This is a genomic window from Microvirga lotononidis, assembly GCF_034627025.1.
GTDB lineage: Bacteria > Pseudomonadota > Alphaproteobacteria > Rhizobiales > Beijerinckiaceae > Microvirga > Microvirga lotononidis.
The window spans coordinates 2,180,435-2,197,386 of the sequence record NZ_CP141048.1 but is presented as its reverse complement, the minus strand read 5'-3'; the positions used below and the strand labels follow the sequence as shown (position 1 = coordinate 2,197,386).

Sequence of the window (16,952 nt, the reverse complement as noted above, 5' to 3'; positions counted from 1 at the left end):
TCCTGTTGAGGCCATGAGCATCGACATCACCGATCTGCGCGGCTTTTACGCCAGCCCCTTGGGAGCCGTGACGCGCCGATTCGTCGGACGCGCCATCGACCGGTTCTGGGGTCCGCTCACGGGCCTGCGCGTGCTCGGCCTCGGCTATGCGCCCCCCTATCTCTCAGACGTAAAGGGCGAAAGCGAGCGGACGCTGGCTTTCATGCCGGCGAACCAGGGCGTGGTGAACTGGCCCAGGACCGGTGCCTCGGCTTCGGCGCTCGTCGATCCGCTGATGATGCCCCTGCCCGACGCCTCCATCGACCGCGTCCTCGTAGTCCACGCCCTGGAGACGGTGGAGAGCCCGAGCGAGCTCCTGCACGAGATCTGGCGCATTCTCACCCCGGGCGGGCGGATCATCCTGGTGGCTCCCAACCGGCGCGGCCTGTGGGCGCGCATGGACACGACCCCTTTCGGCTATGGGCAGCCCTACAGCCGCTCGCAGCTCAAAAGCCTGATGAGACAGACCTGGTTCTCCCCCGAAGGCTGGGCGGAGACCCTCTACGTCCCGCCTTTGCGCAACCGCTTCCTGCTCCAGACCGCCCAGGCCTGGGAACGGGTCGGCGCCGGGTTCTCGCTGCCCTTCGCGGGCCTTCACATCGTGGAGGCGACGAAGCAGCTCTATCGGCCGGGAGCCGTCCATACGGTGCGCCGCTCCCGCCGCCTCTCGCCCGTTTTCGTCCCGGCGCCGGCCGCCCCGGCCTCGCGAATGACGCCGGCGTCCTTGATTCCGCCGGGTTTTACGGGAGTAAGACAGGGCTCAACTTGACTTGAGTCCTCCAAAACGCCAGTGTCCGGCCCGCTTCGGCAGGGCTATCCGGTCACGCCGGCCTTCATGTTCATAGAGTCTGATGCGCAGTTATCTCGATTTCGAAAAGCCCGTCGCCGAGCTGGAAGCCAAGGTCGAGGAGCTCCGCGCCCTCGGCGAGAACCGGGACGCCGTCTCCATCACCGACGACATCTCCCGGCTGGAGGTCAAGGCCGCCGACGCCCTGAAGGAGCTCTATGCCAAGCTCACGCCCTGGCAGAAGACCCTGGTGGCGCGCCATCCGCAGCGCCCGCATTTCATCGATTACTGCGCCGGTCTCATCACCGAGTTCACCCCGCTCGCCGGCGACCGCAAGTTCGCCGAGGACGAGGCCATCGTCGGCGGTTTCGGCCGTTTCCGCGGCCAGCCCGTCTGCGTGATGGGCCAGGAGAAGGGCCACAACACCGAGACCCGCATCCGGCACAATTTCGGCATGGCCCGCCCCGAAGGCTACCGCAAGGCCGTGCGCCTGATGGAGATGGCCGATCGGTTCGGCCTCCCCGTCCTCTCCTTCGTGGACACTGCCGGCGCCTATCCCGGCATCGAGGCGGAGGAGCGCGGTCAGGCCGAGGCCATCGCCCGCTCGACCGAGATGCAGCTCGCCCTCGGCGTGCCGAACGTCTCCATCGTGATCGGCGAAGGCGGTTCCGGCGGCGCCATCGCCATCGCCACGGCCAACAAGGTGCTGATGCTGGAGCATGCGATCTACAGCGTGATCTCTCCGGAAGGCGCAGCCTCGATTCTCTGGCGCGATGCCGCCCGTGCCCAGGACGCGGCCACCAACATGAAGATCACGGCCCAGGACCTCCTGCGTCTCGGCATCATCGACGGTATCGTCACGGAGCCGGTGGGCGGTGCGCACCGGGATCCGCAGGCGACCATCCAGGCCGCCGGCAACGCCATCGAGGAAGCCCTGCAGGATCTCGGCAACATGGGGCCGGCCGAGATCCGCGACCATCGCGCCGACAAGTTCCTCAATATCGGTCGGAAACTCTAATTCGACTCGTCCGGTTTCGCGCCCGCCCGGCTCCCCGGGCGGGTTCCTTTGACGGTTCTCCCTTTACCCCGGAAGAGACAGGCACCCCTCCGATGAGCGGTGCCGAAGCCTCTCGCAGGCGGGTCTTTTACCTCCGATTCAGCATAACTCCATTACGGCTCCGCTTGCAGTAAGGACCAGTTAAGGCTAACGATTTAGGGGTTAAAGGGGAACTGAACGGCACAGACGCCGGGCAGATCAAAAATTGCGGGGTCCCCCATGATGAAGCGTTTTGCATTGGCCGCGAGCCTGGTGCTCGCGCTTGCTGCCTGTCAGGACGACCAGCTTTCCCGTGGCTCCACACGACATCTCGTTCCGATTCCACCGGCCACGATGGCGCTGATGTCCACGAAGGGCATGTCCAAGGAAGACCCTATCCTGGTCCGGGCCTATAAGAAGGAATCGGAGCTGGAGGTTTGGAAGCGCGGCTCCAACGGGAAGTACGCGCTCCTCAAGACCTATCCCATCTGCCGCTGGTCGGGCCAGCTCGGCCCCAAGACCCGCGAGGGCGACCGTCAGGTGCCGGAAGGCTTCTACTCGGTCACGCCGGCCCAGATGAACCCGAACTCGGCCTATTACCTGTCGTTCGATACCGGCTATCCGAACGCCTACGACCGGTCCTTCGGCCGTAACGGCGGCGACATCATGGTCCATGGCGCGTGCTCCTCGCGCGGCTGCTTCGCCATGACGGATCAGAACATCGCCGAGATCTACGCCATCGCTCGCGAGGCCCTCGGCGCCGGTCAGCGCAGCTTCCAGTTCCAGTCCTACCCGTTCCGGATGACGGCCGAGAACCTGGCCAAGCACCGGCTCGACGCGAATATCGGCTTCTGGAAGAACCTGAAGGAAGGCTCCGACACCTTCGACGTGTCGAAGGAGGAGCTGCGCGTGGCCGTCGCCAACCACCGCTACGTCTTCAACGCGGATGAAAGCACGGTGGCCGCCGTGGCGCAGAAACAGCGTCACGACGAGCAGGAGGTGGCCGAGCTGGTCGCCAAGGGCGAAAAGCCGATCAAGCTCGTCTACAACGACGGCGACACGCACGAATCCTTCCGGGCCGCCCTGGCCAGCGCGTCGGGCGTGTCCGACAGCAAGCTCGGATTCGTGAGCCGAACCGAGGGCATTTCCTCGGGTCCGCAGCAGATCGCGCTCGACGACAGCGGTCGCGAGAAGATCGACACGCCGTCGACCGCGCTCGCCTTCGCGTCGATGAAGGAAGTCCCCGCCGCGCAGCCTGAGACCCGTCAGGCCGGAAGCCGTGTGGCGGTGACCCAGCAGACCGCGCCAGTCGCAGCCGCAGCGGCTGCCACGGCATCGTCGCAGGAGACACCCTTCTACAAGAAGATGTTCAGCGGCGTGTCCGATCTGTTCAGCACCTCGGACGCCCGGCCTGTGGCCGAGACAGTCCAGGTCGCCCCGGTCCCCGGCAAGGCGGCACCGGCCGCAAAGACCGTGCCCCAGAAGCGGGCACAGGCTTCCACGGCCGTCAACGTGGCGGCGGCGAACTGACCCGCTTGCCTCAGGCTTGAGATGCGAAAGCCCGCCTCACCGGCGGGCTTTTTGTTTGCGCTGTCGGGAGTGGCGAAAGCAAAAAGCCCGGCACCATGGCCGGGCTTCGATTGGCTTCGGGGACCGGTCTGGTCAGCCGAAAAGGGCGTCGATGGCATCCTGGGAGGTGCGGTTGGGATCGCTGTCGAGGGCCGGTCCGTTCAGCAGGGCTTCGTCCCCTTCCCGCTCCGGCATCTGGAAGGCGTCCACGTCGTTGAAGCTCTCCAGCCCACCCCAGATATGCGCCATCTGGGTCACGCGCTCCTCGATGAACTTCATCGAGCCGACGACCTTGCTGATGCGCTGGCCGGTAATGTCCTGGAAGTTGCAGGCCTCGAAGATCGTGATGACCTTGTCGGAGATGCGCTGGGCCATCGCAGCGTCCTCGCCGGACAGACGTGCGGAGAGTGTCCCGGAGATCTCGTCGATCTCCTCGGCCGCCGCCAGGATGCTGTTGGTGGCCTCTTCCGTACCGGAAACGACGGCGCCTAATTCATCCGTGACGCTGGTCACCTGCCCACCCGGCGTATGCGAATGCAGGGTCGCGATCTCCCGCTTGGTGCGCTGGATCGATTCCGTGATGGCGTCGAGCTCTTCCTTGAGCCTGAGCGCCTCGCGAAGGTCGGTGCGGATCTGGTCCAGGAGGGCCTTGGAAGCCCCGCTGTTCGGCTCGAGCGCCGCGTGAATGGCCGCCATGCCCCGCATGATCTCCGCATGGCGCCGGGCGGCGATGCTCTCGCGGGACTGAGCCAGGAGGTCCAGGCTCAAAGGGTCGAAGGAGACGGGTGGCGGAAGGCGCATCGTCGCTACTCGCCCAGCACCGCGGCGATCTTCGAGCGCAGGGTGTCCGCGTTGAAGGGCTTCACGATGTAGTTGTTCACGCCCGCCTGCTTGGCGGCCACGACGTTCTCGGTCTTGGCCTCGGCGGTGATCATGATGAAGGGAAGGGCATTCAGCTCCGCGTCGGCCCGGACCTTCTGGAGCAGCTCGAAGCCGGTCATCGGGGCCATGTTCCAGTCGGAGATCACAAGTCCGTACTTCTTCTCCTTGAGCTTGCCCAGGGCTTCCGAACCGTCCTTGGCCTCGTCGACATCGGTGAAGCCGATCTGCTTGAGGAGGTTGCGGATGATGCGCAGCATCGTCTGGTAATCGTCGACGATGAGCACCGGAAGGGAGGTATTCAATGCCATGATGTTTCGGCCCGAACTGAGAAAGGGTTGCGGATCGGGCCCCATGACGGGACCCTGTTCCAAAAAGGGTTGTTGTGTCCCTGCCTTATTCACGACGATGCTTGCCTAAAGCTGACGTCGCGACGGCAGCAGAAAGCCCGGCACGATGGCCGGGCTTGTGGTTTCGCTCCTCAGGGATCCGCTCAGTGGCGCAGGCCCGGGGCTTCCTGGCCGGTGCGGGCCACGTATTCGGTATAGCCGCCGCCATATTGGTGAATGCCGTCCGGGGTGAGTTCGAGCACCCGGTTGGACAGGGCGGCCAGGAAGTGGCGGTCGTGGGAAACGAAGAGCATGGTGCCCTCGTATTTCGACAAGGCCTCGATCAGCATCTCCTTCGTGGCCATGTCGAGATGGTTCGTCGGCTCGTCGAGCACCAGGAAGTTCGGCGGGTCGTAGAGCATCTTGGCCATGACGAGGCGCGCCTTCTCGCCGCCCGAGAGCACGCGGCATTTCTTCTCCGCGTCGTCGCCCGAGAAGCCGAAGCAGCCGGCAAGCGTCCGAAGGGAGCCCTGCCCGGCCTGCGGGAAGGAATCCTCCAGGAACTCGAACACCGTGCGGTCGCCTTCCAGCACCTCCATGGCGTGCTGGGCGAAATAGCCCATCTTCACGCTCGCTCCGATCGTCACCGTTCCGTCGTCGGGCGTTGCGGAGCCGGCCACCAGCTTCAGCAGGGTCGACTTGCCGGCGCCGTTGACGCCCATGACGCACCACCGCTCCTTGCGGCGCACCGCGAAATCCAGCCCCTCGTAGATGCTGCGGCTGCCATAGCGTTTGTGCACGCCCTTCAGGCTGACCACGTCTTCTCCCGAGCGCGGGGCCGGCAGGAATTCGAAGGCGACCGCCTGGCGGCGCTTCGGCGGCTCGACCCGGTCGATCTTCTCCAGCTTCTTGACCCGGCTCTGCACCTGGGCCGCATGCGAGGCGCGCGCCTTGAAGCGCTCGATGAACTTGATTTCCTTGGCGAGCATGGCCTGCTGGCGCTCGAACTGGGCCTGCTGCTGCTTCTCGTTGAGCGCACGCTGCTGCTCGTAGAATTCGTAATCGCCGGAATAAGTGGTGAGAGAGCCGCCGTCGATCTCCATGATCTTGTTGACGATGCGGTTCATGAAGGCGCGGTCGTGCGAGGTCATGAGCAGCGCGCCCTCGTAGCCCTTCAGGAATTCCTCAAGCCAGATGATGCTTTCGAGATCCAGGTGGTTGCTCGGCTCGTCGAGGAGCATCACGTCCGGTCGCATCAGGAGGATGCGGCCGAGCGCGACGCGCATCTTCCAGCCGCCGGACAGGGCGCTCACGTCGCCGTCCATCATCTCCTGGCTGAAGCCCAATCCGGCCAGAACCTCGCGTGCCCGGCCCTCCAGGGAATAACCGTCCAATTCCTCGTAGCGCGCCTGCACCTCGCCGTAACGCTCGATGATCGCCTCGAGATCGCCCGCCTTGTCCGGGTCCACCATGGCGGCTTCCAGCTCGCGCAGCTCGGCCGCCACGGCGCTGACGGGGCCAGCCCCTTCCATCACTTCGGCGACGGCGCTGCGGCCGGCCATCTCGCCCACGTCCTGGCTGAAATAGCCAATGGTCACGCCGCGATCGACGGACACCTGCCCCTCGTCGGGGTGCTCCTCCTTGTTGATCATCCGGAAGAGCGTCGTCTTGCCCGCACCATTGGGGCCCACCAAACCGACCTTCTCGCCTTTCTGGAGCGTTCCCGAGGCCTCGATGAAGAGGATGCGGTGGCTGTTCTGCTTACTGATGTTCTCGACGCGAATCATAATTCGTGAGGCCTGGCGCATCGTGCGGAAAAGGGGTTCCGGTCTTCCACTCCGAACGATGCGCGCTTCAAAGGGAAATGAGCATCGAACAGGGTCCGGAAGCGAATTCCACGACCGGGCGCGATGCTCTGGAGGAGTTGTTGCGGCCTTATGGCATGGCTCGCGCCTGGGCGCGAGCACCAAGGCGTGGGCAAAACGTCAGGGGCCGGGATTGGGCGCCTCAGCCGAATAGCCGCGTCTAACCCTCTTTTCCTATGGTCTCGGTCGAAGTGCGGGGACATCCTTCTAGGGAGGAGAAAGGATGGTCGCCATGCGAAGGACCGTCATTGCTGCAGTCACCGTGCTGATCGCCAGCGGGCTCGGAGTGCTCGCCCAATCCAACGATCCGATCATCCAGCGCCAGAATCTGATGAAGAACAATCAGGAACAGGTCCGCGCGCTCACCGGCATGGCCCGGGGACAGGTTCCGTTCAATGCTTCCACCGCGCAGGCGGCCTTCCAGCGGATCGCGCAGAACGCTCAGCAGATCCCCGGATTGTTCCCGGCAGGCTCGAACCGTGGCAAGACCGACGCTCTTCCGGCCATCTGGGAGCGGAAGGCGGATTTCGACGGCCGCGCGGCCAAGCTCGAACAAGATGCCAAGGCGGCCCAGGCGGGTATCACGGACCAGACGGGCCTGCAGGCCGCCATCCAGCGGGTCGGCCAGAATTGCGGCGGCTGTCACGAATCGTATCGCCGCAAGGAAAGCTGACGTAACATCCGAAGATCCAAGGAGACCCGGATCTTCCGAGGGAGATCGCGATGCGGTGTCCCAGGGCTTCATGGCCGTTTCCCGCTCTCGTGGCGGGCCTTCTGACCGTCGCCCCCGCCTGGCAGCGGGCGCCCGACGAGGTCGACCTCGCCCTCGTGCTGGCCGTCGATGTCTCCACTTCCATGGACCCGGACGAGCAGGCCCTGCAGCGGCAGGGCTATGTAGAGGCCTTCCGCTCAGGAACGGTGCACCAGGCGATCCGCAGCGGCATGCTGGGGCGCATCGCCGTCACCTATGTGGAATGGGCCGGGGCGCACCCGCCTGTCCAGAACGTCATCGTGCCCTGGACCGTGCTGGAAGGCCCGAAGGACGGCCTCGCCTTCGCCGACCGGCTGGCCAGCGCGCCCATCCGGCGGGAGGCCGGAACCTCGATCTCGGAAGCCATCGACTTCAGCCTGGCCCTTATCGCGGTCGCCCCCGTCCTGCCCGCGCGCCGCGTGATCGATATCTCAGGCGACGGCTCGAACAACCAGGGGCCCCTGGTCATGGAGGCGCGCGACAGAGCGGTGGCGCGGGGCGTCACGATCAACGGCCTTCCCATTATGCTCCATCCCACCGACCGGCGGGAGGACGCGATGCTGGACGCCTATTACCGCGACTGTGTGATCGGGGGCGTGAGCGCGTTCGTGGTGCCGGTGCGGGACCGCGGGCAGTTCCTCACCGAGACCCGCGCCAAGATCGTCCATGAGATCGCCGATACGACCGAATCCGCCGGGCTGATTCAGCCTGCAGGAAGCGCCTCGAAGACCGATTGCGACACGAGCGAAAGTCTTTGGGACGACGTAATCCCCTCGCCGCATACCCCCGACGGCTCCATCGGCCACGAGCTTTAGAGCATCGGACGCGCAATCGAACTCACGTCCGATTCTCTCACTTTCTGGTTTGACGCATCTTTCCACGCAAAACCGGTTCCCACTTTTGCATTCGATGCCTTAGGCGAGCGTCCGTGCCTCACTCGGCCATCGTCTCGCCCGATCCACCGACCTCGGCTGGAAAGTCTCTCATCTTCGGCAGCCCGTCCCGCATGGGCAGCACCGTCTCCGCATAATTGAGGTGGACGGCGGGAACGAAGTCGAGGCTCGGGATCGTCGCGGCGAACACGTCGACGAGCCCGATCGTCGGATGGTTGGCCATCAGGTGCCCGCCGCATTTCGAGCAGTATTGCCGCTGGCTGAACGGGGTCTTCTCGAACGTTGCGAGATGCTCGCCGCCGGAGGTGACCCGCACGGCCTCGGGTTTCCACAGGCTGAAGGCATTCACCGGACCGCCGGACCACGAGCGGCAGGATCGGCAATGGCAATAACCCATGACCTCGGGCGACCCGCTGACCTCGATCTGGACGGCACCGCAAAAACAGCTTCCGGCATGAGACATGGCTCTCTCCTTCGGTTCGGCCGCGGGCGTGCCCGGCATGGCGGACTGAGCGCAGCCCGGCGCCCTGCACACGTTGGTTGCGCCCATTCTACCCCTGGCCGGCTTCGAGATCTGCTGGCGCAACGGAGGTAGGAAGGCGACGCGGCTCAGGGGAGGAACCTTGCAGCAAAAAGCCCGGCGCGAGAGGGCCGGGCTTTTCCCATGGGCGATGTCTTGACCGCTTACGCCACGAACTGTCCGTGGCAGTGCTTGAACTTCTTGCCCGAGCCGCAGGGGCAGGGCTCGTTGCGGCTCACGCGGCCCCAGGTCGAGGGATCGTTCGGGTCGCGCTGGGCGCCCGTGGCCGGATCGACGGAGGTTGCCGCATAACCGAGCGCTCCGCCCTCGCCGAAGGCCGAACCCTGGGGCATGTCGAACTCGTTCTCCCCGGTGGCCGGATCGAGGTGCTGGGCGAACATGGGCGGGAGGCCCTGCGGCTCCGGCTGCTGGAACACCACTTGGATGCGCATCAGCTGGCCCGTCACCTGCTCGCGCAGATGGCCGATCAGGCCGTTGAAGAGTTCGAACGCCTCGGACTTGTACTCGTTCAGCGGATCGCGCTGGGCCAGGCCGCGCCAGCCGATGACCTGACGCAGGTGGTCGAGGGTCACGAGGTGTTCGCGCCAGAGGTGATCCAGGCTCTGCAGCAGAACCTGCTTCTCCACGTAGTTCATCACCTCGGACGTGTTGGCCTCGATGCGCTGGGCATAGGCCTCGTCGGCCGCCTTGGTGATGCGCTCGCGGATCTCGTCGTCGGCAATGCCCTCCTCCTTGGCCCATTCCTCGATCGGCAGGTCGAGGTTGAGGAAGTTGACGGCATTCTGCTTCAGGCCTTCGACGTCCCATTGCTCCGCATAGGCGTTCTCCGGGATGGCCCGGGAGACGATGTCCTCGATCACCCCGTGACGCATGTCGTCGATGGTCTCGCGGACGCTCTCCTCGGCCATGAACTCCTTGCGCTGCTCGAACACGACCTTGCGCTGGTCGTTCATGACGTTGTCGTATTTCAGGATGTTCTTGCGGATATCGAAGTTGCGCGCCTCGACCTTCGCCTGCGCCCGCTCGATGGCCTTGTTGATCCACGGGTGGATGATGGCCTCGCCTTCCTTCAGGCCGAGCTTCTGCAGCATGCCGTCCATGCGGTCGGAGCCGAAGATGCGCATCAGGTCGTCCTGGAGGGACAGGTAGAACTTGGAGCGGCCCGGATCGCCCTGGCGGCCGGAGCGGCCACGCAGCTGGTTGTCGATGCGGCGGGATTCGTGGCGCTCGGTGCCGAGCACGTAGAGGCCGCCGGCGGCGAGCGCACGCTCCTTGAAGGACGCAACCTCGTCGAGGATCTCCTTCTCGCGGCGGGCGCGTTCCTCACCCTCGACGCCGACGAGCTCGCGCTCGATGCGCATCTTGGCGTTACCGCCGAGCTGAATGTCGGTGCCGCGGCCGGCCATGTTCGTGGCGATCGTGATCGCGCCCGGCACGCCGGCCTGGGCGACGATGAAGGCCTCCTGCTCGTGGAAGCGGGCGTTGAGCACGGCGAAGTGCTTGGTGCCCCGGCCGGCTCGCGCGTCGCGGTAGAGGGGTTCGAGCGCCTGCGGGTTCTCGAAATCGATGAGCTTGTAGCCCTCCTGGACCAGAAGGTCGGCCAGATGCTCCGACTTCTCGATGGACGTGGTGCCGACCAGGATCGGCTGGCCCTTGGCCGAAGCCGCCTCGATGTCCCGGATGACCGCCTTGTAGCGTTCCTCGACGGTCCGGTAGACCTCGTCGTCGTCGTCGATACGGGAAACGGGACGGTTGGTCGGGATCTCCACCACTTCGAGGTTGTAGATCTCCAGGAACTCGTCGGCCTCGGTGGCGGCCGTGCCGGTCATGCCGCCGAGCTTGTCGTAGAGGCGGAAATAGTTCTGGAAGGTGATGGAGGCCAGCGTCTGGTTCTCCGGCTGGACCTGGACCTTTTCCTTCGCCTCTAGCGCCTGGTGCAGGCCTTCCGAGTAGCGGCGGCCCTGCATCATGCGGCCGGTGAATTCGTCGATGATCACCACCTCGCCGTTGCGGACGATGTAGTCCTTGTCGCGCTGGAACAGGGTATGGGCGCGCAGGGCCTGGTTCATGTGGTGGACCAGGGTGGCGTTCTGGGCGTCGTAGAGGTCGCCCTCCTTCAAAAGGCCGATCTCCCGCAGCAGCGTCTCGATCTTCTCGGTGCCCTCTTCGGTGAGGGCGACGGAACGCTGCTTCTCGTCGAGCTCGTAATCGCTCTTGTTCAGGCGCGGGATCACCACGTCGATGGCGTTATAGAGCTCGGAACGGTCGTCGAGGGGGCCCGAGATGATGAGCGGCGTCCGGGCCTCGTCGACGAGGATCGAATCCACCTCGTCCACGATGGCGAAGTTGTGGCCCCGTTGGACCATCTGCGCCATCTCGTACTTCATGTTGTCGCGAAGGTAGTCGAAGCCGTATTCGTTGTTGGTCCCGTAGGTGATGTCGGCCGCGTAGGCGGCGGCGCGCTCGGAATCGTCGAGCCCATGGACGATCACCCCGACCGTGAGGCCCAGGAAGCGGTAGATCTGACCCATCCACTCGGAGTCGCGGCGGGCGAGATAATCGTTGACCGTCACCACATGGACGCCCTTGCCGGCAAGGGCGTTCAGGTAGACCGGCAGGGTCGCCACCAGGGTTTTGCCCTCGCCCGTGCGCATTTCGGCGATCGAGCCCTCGTGGAGCACCATGCCGCCGATGAGCTGCACGTCGAAATGCCGCTGGCCGAGGGTGCGCTTGGCTGCTTCGCGGACCGTGGCGAAGGCCGGCACCAGGATGTCGTCCAGGGTCTTGCCGGCGGCGAGCTGGGCCTTGAAGTCCTCGGTGCGGGCACGGAGCTGCTCGTCGGACAGGGCCTCCAGCTCGGCCTCCATCGCGTTGATGGCCGCTACCTTCGGCCGATAGGACTTCAGACGGCGATCATTGACCGAGCCGAAGATTTTCTTCGCGAGAGAACCGAACATCGAGAGCCTTCGAAATTCCAGAATGCAGGAGAAAGGTGCGTTTGCGCCGCCTTATAGACCTAATTACGCCGGAGCGCATCTTAAAGACCATGACTTTAGTAGCGCAGTCTCGAGCGGCCCGAAGGCCCCTACAAGACCCCGCGAGCGGCGCTGCTGTGACATAAATATGCCATCACTTGCAAACGTAAACACATTCGGCCATCTGATCGTCGCTGTCCGTGGGCGATCACGCTCACCAGAGGAAACCATATGTCCCGCTCACTCACGTTCCGTAAGAGCCTTCTGACCCTCGGCGTCGCCCTGCCCTTCATGGCCGGTGCTGCCTTCGCCCAGACCCCTCCGGCCCCCTCTGCCGCGCCCGCGACCTCCCCTGCGGCCGTCCCGGCCGTCGATCCCGCCAAGGTGATCGCCCGCGTGAACGGCGTCGAGATCACGGAAGGGGATCTCGCCATCGCGTCCGAGGACCCGGCTCTCCAGATGCCGAACGTGCCAGAGGAGCAGAAGCGTGAACTGCTCACCGGCTACATGATCGACCTGAAGCTCGGCGCCAAGGCCGCCGAGGCGGCCAAGGTCGGCAGCAGCGCCGAATTCGCCCGCAAGCTCGCCTATAACCGGGACAAGACCCTGCTCGACGAGTACCTCGACCAGGAATCCAAGAAGGCCGTGACCCCCGAGGCAGCCCGCAAGCTCTATGAGGAAACGGTCAAGAGCGTGCCGGCCGAGCAGGAGGTCCGCGCCCGCCACATCCTGGTCGAGAACGAGGACGAGGCCAAGAAGATCGCGGCCCGCGTGAAGGGCGGCGAGGATTTCGCCAAGGTCGCCGGAGAGGTCTCGAAGGACCCAGGCTCCAAGACCGATGGCGGCGACCTCGGCTTCTTTACCAAGGACCGCATGGTCGAGCCCTTCGCGGAAGCTGCCTTCAAGCTCGAGCCCGGCCAGATCTCCGATCCGGTGAAGAGCCAGTTCGGCTGGCACGTGATCAAGGTCGAGGAAAAGCGCACCAAGCCGGCCCCGTCCTTCGAGGAGACCAAGGACCAGGTCGAGACCTACCTTGCCCGCAAGGCTCAGCAGGATCTGATCATGGGCCTGCGCAAGAACGCGAAGATCGAGCGCCTGGACGACAAGGGCAACCTCGTCGAGCAGAAGCAGCCTTAAGCTTCCGGCTCCATCGGCATTCGAAGGGCGGCTTGAAGGCCGCCCTTCTTGTTTCCGAATGATCCCCCACCCCGTCATGGCCGCCCCGGACTTGATCCGGGGATCAGTTCCGGCCACCCCGATTAGGTGAATCGTCGCGCTCTTCGAAGCGAGATCACCGGCACCAGGCCGGTGATGACGTGAAGAAGGCTGGTAAACCCAGTCGACGTCACTTGTTGTGCCGTCCCATTCGATTCGGATCGACACCGCCCTGGCGGTTCGTCTGGTTCTCCACGTCGCCCTGGAAGGTTGAGCCGCCGTCGAGGTCGCGCGGATCCTCGCCGGTCATGTTGGAGCCCTTCGAACGGCCGATGCCCGGATCGACAGCGAGATCGCTGCGTGGGCGCTCCTGCGGTTGGGTCTTGGAATGTTTGCCCGTCATCAAAGCCTCCATCGCTTGCAGACCGGGTCAACGAGGTCACACTTGCTGCGTTCCTTGGTCCGGGCCGCCTCGCCTTTGCAGCTTTGACTTGACAAAAAGCCTTAAAAAACCACAGGTCGCGTTTCCTAAACGGTATTCCATCCGCTCACCCTGAGACCTTCTGCATGTCCAAGTCCGTGTCTCCGCTCGCGCCCAAGTCGTTTCCGGCGCTTCCCGCCATCGACGGCGTCAGGATTGCGACGGCGGAGGCCGGCATCCGATACAAGAACCGAACCGACGTTCTCTATGTGACGCTGCCCAAGGACACGACCGTGGCAGGCGTGTTCACCCGCTCCAAATGCCCGTCGGCCCCGGTCGACTGGTGCCGCAAGAACCTGAGCAAGGGCACGGCCCGGGCCCTGGTGGTCAATTCCGGCAACGCGAATGCCTTCACGGGCAAGAAGGGCGCCGAGGCGGTCAAGCTCACGGCCGATATCGCCGCCGAGGCGGCCGGCTGCCGCGCGTCCCAGGTCTTCATCGCCTCCACGGGCGTGATCGGCGAGCCTCTCGATGCGACGAAGTTCGAGAACGTGCTCACGGCCTGCGAGAAGAAGGCGAAGCCCACCGCCTGGCTCGACGCCGCCAAGGCGATCATGACCACCGACACCTTCCCCAAGGTGGCGACCCGCACGGCCACCATCGGCGGCGTCGAGGTCACGATCAACGGCATCGCCAAGGGCGCCGGCATGATCGCGCCGGACATGGCGACCATGCTCTCCTTCATCTTCACCGACGCGCCCATTGCCGCCCCGGTGCTGCAGGCGCTGCTCAAGAAGGGCGCCGACAAGAGCTTCAACTGCGTGACCGTGGACAGCGACACCTCCACGTCCGATACCCTGCTCTTCTTCGCGACCGGCGCGGCCGCGGCCAAAGGCGCGCCTGCGATTTCCCTGCCGAGCGACAGGCGCCTGAAGGAGTTCCGCGGCGCGCTGGAGAGTCTCCTGACCGACCTCGCCCAGCAGGTCGCCCGCGACGGCGAAGGCGCGCGCAAGTTCGTGACGGTGAAGGTGACCGGCGCCACGGGCGCCACCTCGGCCAAGCGGATCGCCATGGCGATCGCCAATTCCCCCCTGGTGAAGACGGCGGTGGCCGGCGAGGACGCCAATTGGGGCCGCGTGGTCATGGCCGTGGGCAAGGCCGGCGAGCCGGCCGAGCGCGACAAGCTCGCGATCTGGTTCGGCGACATCCGCGTCGCCGTCAAAGGTGCCCGCGATCCGGAATACGACGAGGCCCGGACCTCCACCTACATGCAGGGCGACGAGATCACGATCCGCGTCGACCTCGGCCTCGGCCGCGGCGAGGCCACCGCCTGGACCTGCGACCTCACCAAGGCCTATGTGGAGATCAACGGCGATTACCGGAGCTGATCCCGCTCAGGGAACGACGGTAACCTTGCGCTTGACGGTGATCCGCATCGGGCCGCCGTACTGGCTCATCCCGATGAACGTGTAGGCGAACTCGTCCGATCCCTGATACCCAGGCTTGGACACATAATAGGGTTTGAGCCCATCGACACCGGCCCGGCCCGACTTCGGCTTCTGCGAGATCACCGTTTCCCTGAGGGCGCCCGGGATGCCGTTGAGGCCGAAAACACAGCCCTTGCCGGATTTTACGGTCAATTCGCCCTCGACCTCGGCCAGTTCCCCGTTGAAATAGATCGGGGCGCCTGAGCAGTCCTGCGCCTGCGCCGATCCCGTTCCGAGGACGCAAGCGAGTGCGGCGGAAGCCGCAATGCATAGTGACGCAATGCATAGTGAGCGGATCATGAAAGCCCCTGGAGAACGGTTGTGTTGCCAACCGGAATTATTTCTTCAGGTTGCGTTTCAAAGTTACATTTGTCAAGCGAGGTGAAACCGGTTCGCTTTGGGGCCGAAGCAGGGTATGAGAGCGGCGTTGCTCCTCCCACACAGGCGACTCGATCACCCGTGCCCCCTCTCAAGCTCACCGTCGTCGTTGCCGTCGCCCTGATCGATACGGACAATCGCATCCTTCTGGCTCAACGGCCTGAAGGGAAGCAGCTCGCCGGCCTGTGGGAGTTTCCCGGCGGCAAGCTGGAGCCCGGCGAGCGGCCGGAGGAGACGCTGATCCGCGAGCTGCGCGAGGAGCTCGGCATCACCGTGAAGGAGCCCTGCCTGGCGCCTCTGACCTTCGCGAGCCACGCCTATGAGACCTTCCACCTGCTCATGCCGCTCTACATCTGCCGACGCTGGGAAGGCTTCGTGCAGCCGCTCGAGGGGCAGGCCCTGAAATGGGTCAAGGCTCAGGAACTCCGCAGCTATCCCATGCCGCCTGCCGACGAGCCGCTGATCCCGTTCCTCGTCGATCTTCTGGTCTGAGGTCACGCATGTCCACCGCATCCGGGGAAGTCGCCACGCTCCCTGCAGCTCCGACCCCGGCCTTCATGGCGACGAACCTCCTTGTCTGCTCGATGCTGTGGTCGACCTCGTTCCTGTTCATCAAGCTGAGCGGAAGCATAAACCCCTTCGTACTGGCCTCCATTCGCGGCCTCATCGGCGCATCCGCCCTCGCCCTGTGGTTCGTTGTGCAGGCCAAGAGCTTCCGCCCCGACAACGGCCAGTGGCACCATTGGGTGGTCCTGGGCGCCCTCAATGGCTGGATCCCGAATGTGCTCGTGGCGCATGCGCTGACCCAGATCGGAACAGCGCCGGCGGCCATGATCCAGGCCTCAGGACCGCTCCTCGTCGCGGTTCTGTCGCACCTGCTCTATGCGGACGAGCGGCTGACCCCGCGGCGCTTCGTGGGCGTCGTCATCGGCCTTGCGGGCATGGGTATTCTCATCGGACCTACGGCCCTGCCGGACAGCGGCATCAGCCCTTGGGGCGCGCTGACCATGGTGGCGACTGCCCTCAGCTATGCGGCCGCGAACCTCTATGTCCGCTCGATCAGACATGCGGATCCCGCCCGCCTCGCTCTCGGCCAGCAGATCTGCTCCGGCATCCCGGCGACCACGCTGGCGCTCGTTGTTGCAGGGCCTTCCGCCTTCGCCGCAGTGCCGGGCAGCGCAGCCTCGCTGCTGGCGCTCGGCATCGTCTCGACCGCCCTGCCGATCCTGCTCTTCATGCGGCTCATTCGCCGCGCCGGTCCCACCAGGGCCTCGATGGTCGGCTATCTCCAGCCGGTCTGGACGACCATCATGGCCGTGCTGTTCCTCGGCGAGAGCATCGGCCTGCGGGAGCTCACCGGAGGCGTGGTGGTGCTGACCGGTGTGGCGCTCGTGTCCTTCAGCGGACGGGTCAAAGCCATTCGCTGAGCAGGCCCCGCGTCTCGGGAGGAATCTCAACCGGGCGCTGGGTGGCGCGGTCCACATAGACATGGACGAAATGGCCCTGGGCTGCGGCCTGCTCGGCGCCGCTCCTGAAGATTCCGATCTGGTAGCGCACCGAGGAACGGCCGAGATGCGCGACGGCGATGCCGGCCTCCAGGGCTTCTGGAAAGGCGACGCTCTCGAAATAGGTGCAGCCCGATTCCACCACGAGGCCGATGACCGGACTCTCGGCGATGGCAAGCTGCCCTTTCTCCACGAGCCACCCGTTCACGGCGCTGTCGAAATACGAGTAGTAATGCACGTTGTTCACGTGCCCGTAGGCATCGTTGTCCATCCACCGCGTCGCGACGGGGCGAAACAGCCTGAAGGCGGAGCGGTGAAGGCGCGTGGGGCGGTCCGACATCG

The 16,952-nt window shown here is 65.0% G+C and carries 17 protein-coding genes; 9 read left to right on the top strand and 8 right to left on the bottom strand.

The genetic code is table 11. From position 1 onward, the window contains the following. The first annotated feature begins 13 nt into the window (after positions 1–13). The 3 genes from U0023_RS10430 to U0023_RS10420 all read left to right on the top strand — a co-directional run bounded on the left by U0023_RS10430 (position 14) and on the right by U0023_RS10420 (position 3,392). Entirely contained in the window at positions 14–808 is a 795-nt protein-coding gene (locus U0023_RS10430; protein WP_009493265.1) for a class I SAM-dependent methyltransferase, read from the top strand. Between the two features lie 82 nt (positions 809–890). Continuing rightward, a complete protein-coding gene (locus U0023_RS10425; RefSeq protein WP_009493266.1) occupies positions 891–1,844 on the top strand; it encodes an acetyl-CoA carboxylase carboxyltransferase subunit alpha in 954 nt (317 codons plus the stop codon). A 258-nt stretch (positions 1,845–2,102) separates the two neighbouring features. Next, positions 2,103–3,392, top strand: coding sequence for a L,D-transpeptidase family protein (locus U0023_RS10420; protein ID WP_009493267.1), 1,290 nt, complete (start codon positions 2,103–2,105; stop codon positions 3,390–3,392). A gap of 132 nt (positions 3,393–3,524) precedes the next feature. Here the strand turns inward: U0023_RS10420 and U0023_RS10415 are convergent, their stop codons facing one another. The 3 genes from U0023_RS10415 to U0023_RS10405 form a co-directional block, all read right to left on the bottom strand. After that, a complete protein-coding gene (locus U0023_RS10415; protein WP_009493268.1) occupies positions 3,525–4,232 on the bottom strand; it encodes a protein phosphatase CheZ in 708 nt (235 codons plus the stop codon). A 5-nt stretch (positions 4,233–4,237) separates the two neighbouring features. Beyond that, on the bottom strand, positions 4,238–4,621 hold the full coding sequence (locus U0023_RS10410; protein WP_040639492.1) for a response regulator: 384 nt from the start codon (positions 4,619–4,621) through the stop codon (positions 4,238–4,240). Positions 4,622–4,803: 182 nt separating this feature from the next. Further along, positions 4,804–6,426, bottom strand: a complete 1,623-nt coding sequence (locus U0023_RS10405; RefSeq protein ID WP_009493270.1) for an ABC-F family ATP-binding cassette domain-containing protein — start codon at positions 6,424–6,426, stop codon at positions 4,804–4,806. Positions 6,427–6,736: 310 nt separating this feature from the next. Between U0023_RS10405 and U0023_RS10400 the strand changes: the two genes are divergently transcribed. Continuing rightward, positions 6,737–7,177: a c-type cytochrome gene (locus tag U0023_RS10400; protein ID WP_195904241.1), complete on the top strand. Its 441-nt coding sequence runs from the start codon at positions 6,737–6,739 to the stop codon at positions 7,175–7,177. A 50-nt stretch (positions 7,178–7,227) separates the two neighbouring features. Beyond that, on the top strand, positions 7,228–8,070 hold the full coding sequence (locus tag U0023_RS10395) for a DUF1194 domain-containing protein (RefSeq protein ID WP_009493272.1): 843 nt from the start codon (positions 7,228–7,230) through the stop codon (positions 8,068–8,070). Between the two features lie 118 nt (positions 8,071–8,188). On the opposite strand, the gene U0023_RS10390 is transcribed toward U0023_RS10395, so the two are convergent. Further along, entirely contained in the window at positions 8,189–8,611 is a 423-nt protein-coding gene (locus U0023_RS10390) for a GFA family protein (RefSeq protein ID WP_009493273.1), read from the bottom strand. A 221-nt stretch (positions 8,612–8,832) separates the two neighbouring features. Beyond that, complete coding sequence (gene secA / locus U0023_RS10385; RefSeq protein WP_009493274.1) at positions 8,833–11,646, bottom strand: preprotein translocase subunit SecA; 2,814 nt, start codon at positions 11,644–11,646, stop codon at positions 8,833–8,835. Positions 11,647–11,895: 249 nt separating this feature from the next. Here secA and U0023_RS10380 point away from each other — a divergent pair, with 249 nt between their 5' ends. Then, positions 11,896–12,801, top strand: a complete 906-nt coding sequence (locus U0023_RS10380) for a peptidylprolyl isomerase (RefSeq protein ID WP_009493275.1) — start codon at positions 11,896–11,898, stop codon at positions 12,799–12,801. A 208-nt stretch (positions 12,802–13,009) separates the two neighbouring features. On the opposite strand, the gene U0023_RS10375 is transcribed toward U0023_RS10380, so the two are convergent. Continuing rightward, complete coding sequence (locus U0023_RS10375; RefSeq protein WP_009493276.1) at positions 13,010–13,222, bottom strand: hypothetical protein; 213 nt, start codon at positions 13,220–13,222, stop codon at positions 13,010–13,012. A 164-nt stretch (positions 13,223–13,386) separates the two neighbouring features. On the opposite strand from U0023_RS10375, the gene argJ reads away from it, so the two are divergent. Then, entirely contained in the window at positions 13,387–14,628 is a 1,242-nt protein-coding gene (gene argJ / locus U0023_RS10370; RefSeq protein WP_009493277.1) for a bifunctional glutamate N-acetyltransferase/amino-acid acetyltransferase ArgJ, read from the top strand. A gap of 6 nt (positions 14,629–14,634) precedes the next feature. On the opposite strand, the gene U0023_RS10365 is transcribed toward argJ, so the two are convergent. After that, positions 14,635–15,027, bottom strand: coding sequence for a hypothetical protein (locus tag U0023_RS10365; RefSeq protein ID WP_009493278.1), 393 nt, complete (start codon positions 15,025–15,027; stop codon positions 14,635–14,637). A 159-nt stretch (positions 15,028–15,186) separates the two neighbouring features. Here U0023_RS10365 and mutT point away from each other — a divergent pair, with 159 nt between their 5' ends. Together mutT and U0023_RS10355 are read left to right on the top strand one after the other, a co-directional pair. Further along, positions 15,187–15,597: an 8-oxo-dGTP diphosphatase MutT gene (mutT, locus tag U0023_RS10360; protein WP_040639273.1), complete on the top strand. Its 411-nt coding sequence runs from the start codon at positions 15,187–15,189 to the stop codon at positions 15,595–15,597. An 8-nt stretch (positions 15,598–15,605) separates the two neighbouring features. Beyond that, positions 15,606–16,532, top strand: a complete 927-nt coding sequence (locus tag U0023_RS10355; RefSeq protein WP_009493280.1) for a DMT family transporter — start codon at positions 15,606–15,608, stop codon at positions 16,530–16,532. On the opposite strand, the gene U0023_RS10350 is transcribed toward U0023_RS10355, so the two are convergent. Continuing rightward, entirely contained in the window at positions 16,516–16,950 is a 435-nt protein-coding gene (locus U0023_RS10350) for an acyl-CoA thioesterase (RefSeq protein ID WP_009493281.1), read from the bottom strand. The two genes, U0023_RS10355 and U0023_RS10350, sit on opposite strands and share 17 nt — an antisense overlap. Positions 16,951–16,952: the final 2 nt, after the last annotated feature.

Coding starts and splice junctions, on each gene's coding strand:
- U0023_RS10430 (WP_009493265.1), top strand. CDS start 14: ATGAGCATCGACATCACCGATCTGCGCGGCTTTTACGCCAGCCCCTTG.
- U0023_RS10425 (WP_009493266.1), top strand. CDS start 891: ATGCGCAGTTATCTCGATTTCGAAAAGCCCGTCGCCGAGCTGGAAGCC.
- U0023_RS10420 (WP_009493267.1), top strand. CDS start 2,103: ATGATGAAGCGTTTTGCATTGGCCGCGAGCCTGGTGCTCGCGCTTGCT.
- U0023_RS10415 (WP_009493268.1), bottom strand. CDS start 4,232: ATGCGCCTTCCGCCACCCGTCTCCTTCGACCCTTTGAGCCTGGACCTC.
- U0023_RS10410 (WP_040639492.1), bottom strand. CDS start 4,621: ATGGCATTGAATACCTCCCTTCCGGTGCTCATCGTCGACGATTACCAG.
- U0023_RS10405 (WP_009493270.1), bottom strand. CDS start 6,426: ATGATTCGCGTCGAGAACATCAGTAAGCAGAACAGCCACCGCATCCTC.
- U0023_RS10400 (WP_195904241.1), top strand. CDS start 6,737: ATGCGAAGGACCGTCATTGCTGCAGTCACCGTGCTGATCGCCAGCGGG.
- U0023_RS10395 (WP_009493272.1), top strand. CDS start 7,228: ATGCGGTGTCCCAGGGCTTCATGGCCGTTTCCCGCTCTCGTGGCGGGC.
- U0023_RS10390 (WP_009493273.1), bottom strand. CDS start 8,611: ATGTCTCATGCCGGAAGCTGTTTTTGCGGTGCCGTCCAGATCGAGGTC.
- secA (WP_009493274.1), bottom strand. CDS start 11,646: ATGTTCGGTTCTCTCGCGAAGAAAATCTTCGGCTCGGTCAATGATCGC.
- U0023_RS10380 (WP_009493275.1), top strand. CDS start 11,896: ATGTCCCGCTCACTCACGTTCCGTAAGAGCCTTCTGACCCTCGGCGTC.
- U0023_RS10375 (WP_009493276.1), bottom strand. CDS start 13,222: ATGACGGGCAAACATTCCAAGACCCAACCGCAGGAGCGCCCACGCAGC.
- argJ (WP_009493277.1), top strand. CDS start 13,387: ATGTCCAAGTCCGTGTCTCCGCTCGCGCCCAAGTCGTTTCCGGCGCTT.
- U0023_RS10365 (WP_009493278.1), bottom strand. CDS start 15,027: ATGATCCGCTCACTATGCATTGCGTCACTATGCATTGCGGCTTCCGCC.
- U0023_RS10355 (WP_009493280.1), top strand. CDS start 15,606: ATGTCCACCGCATCCGGGGAAGTCGCCACGCTCCCTGCAGCTCCGACC.
- U0023_RS10350 (WP_009493281.1), bottom strand. CDS start 16,950: ATGTCGGACCGCCCCACGCGCCTTCACCGCTCCGCCTTCAGGCTGTTT.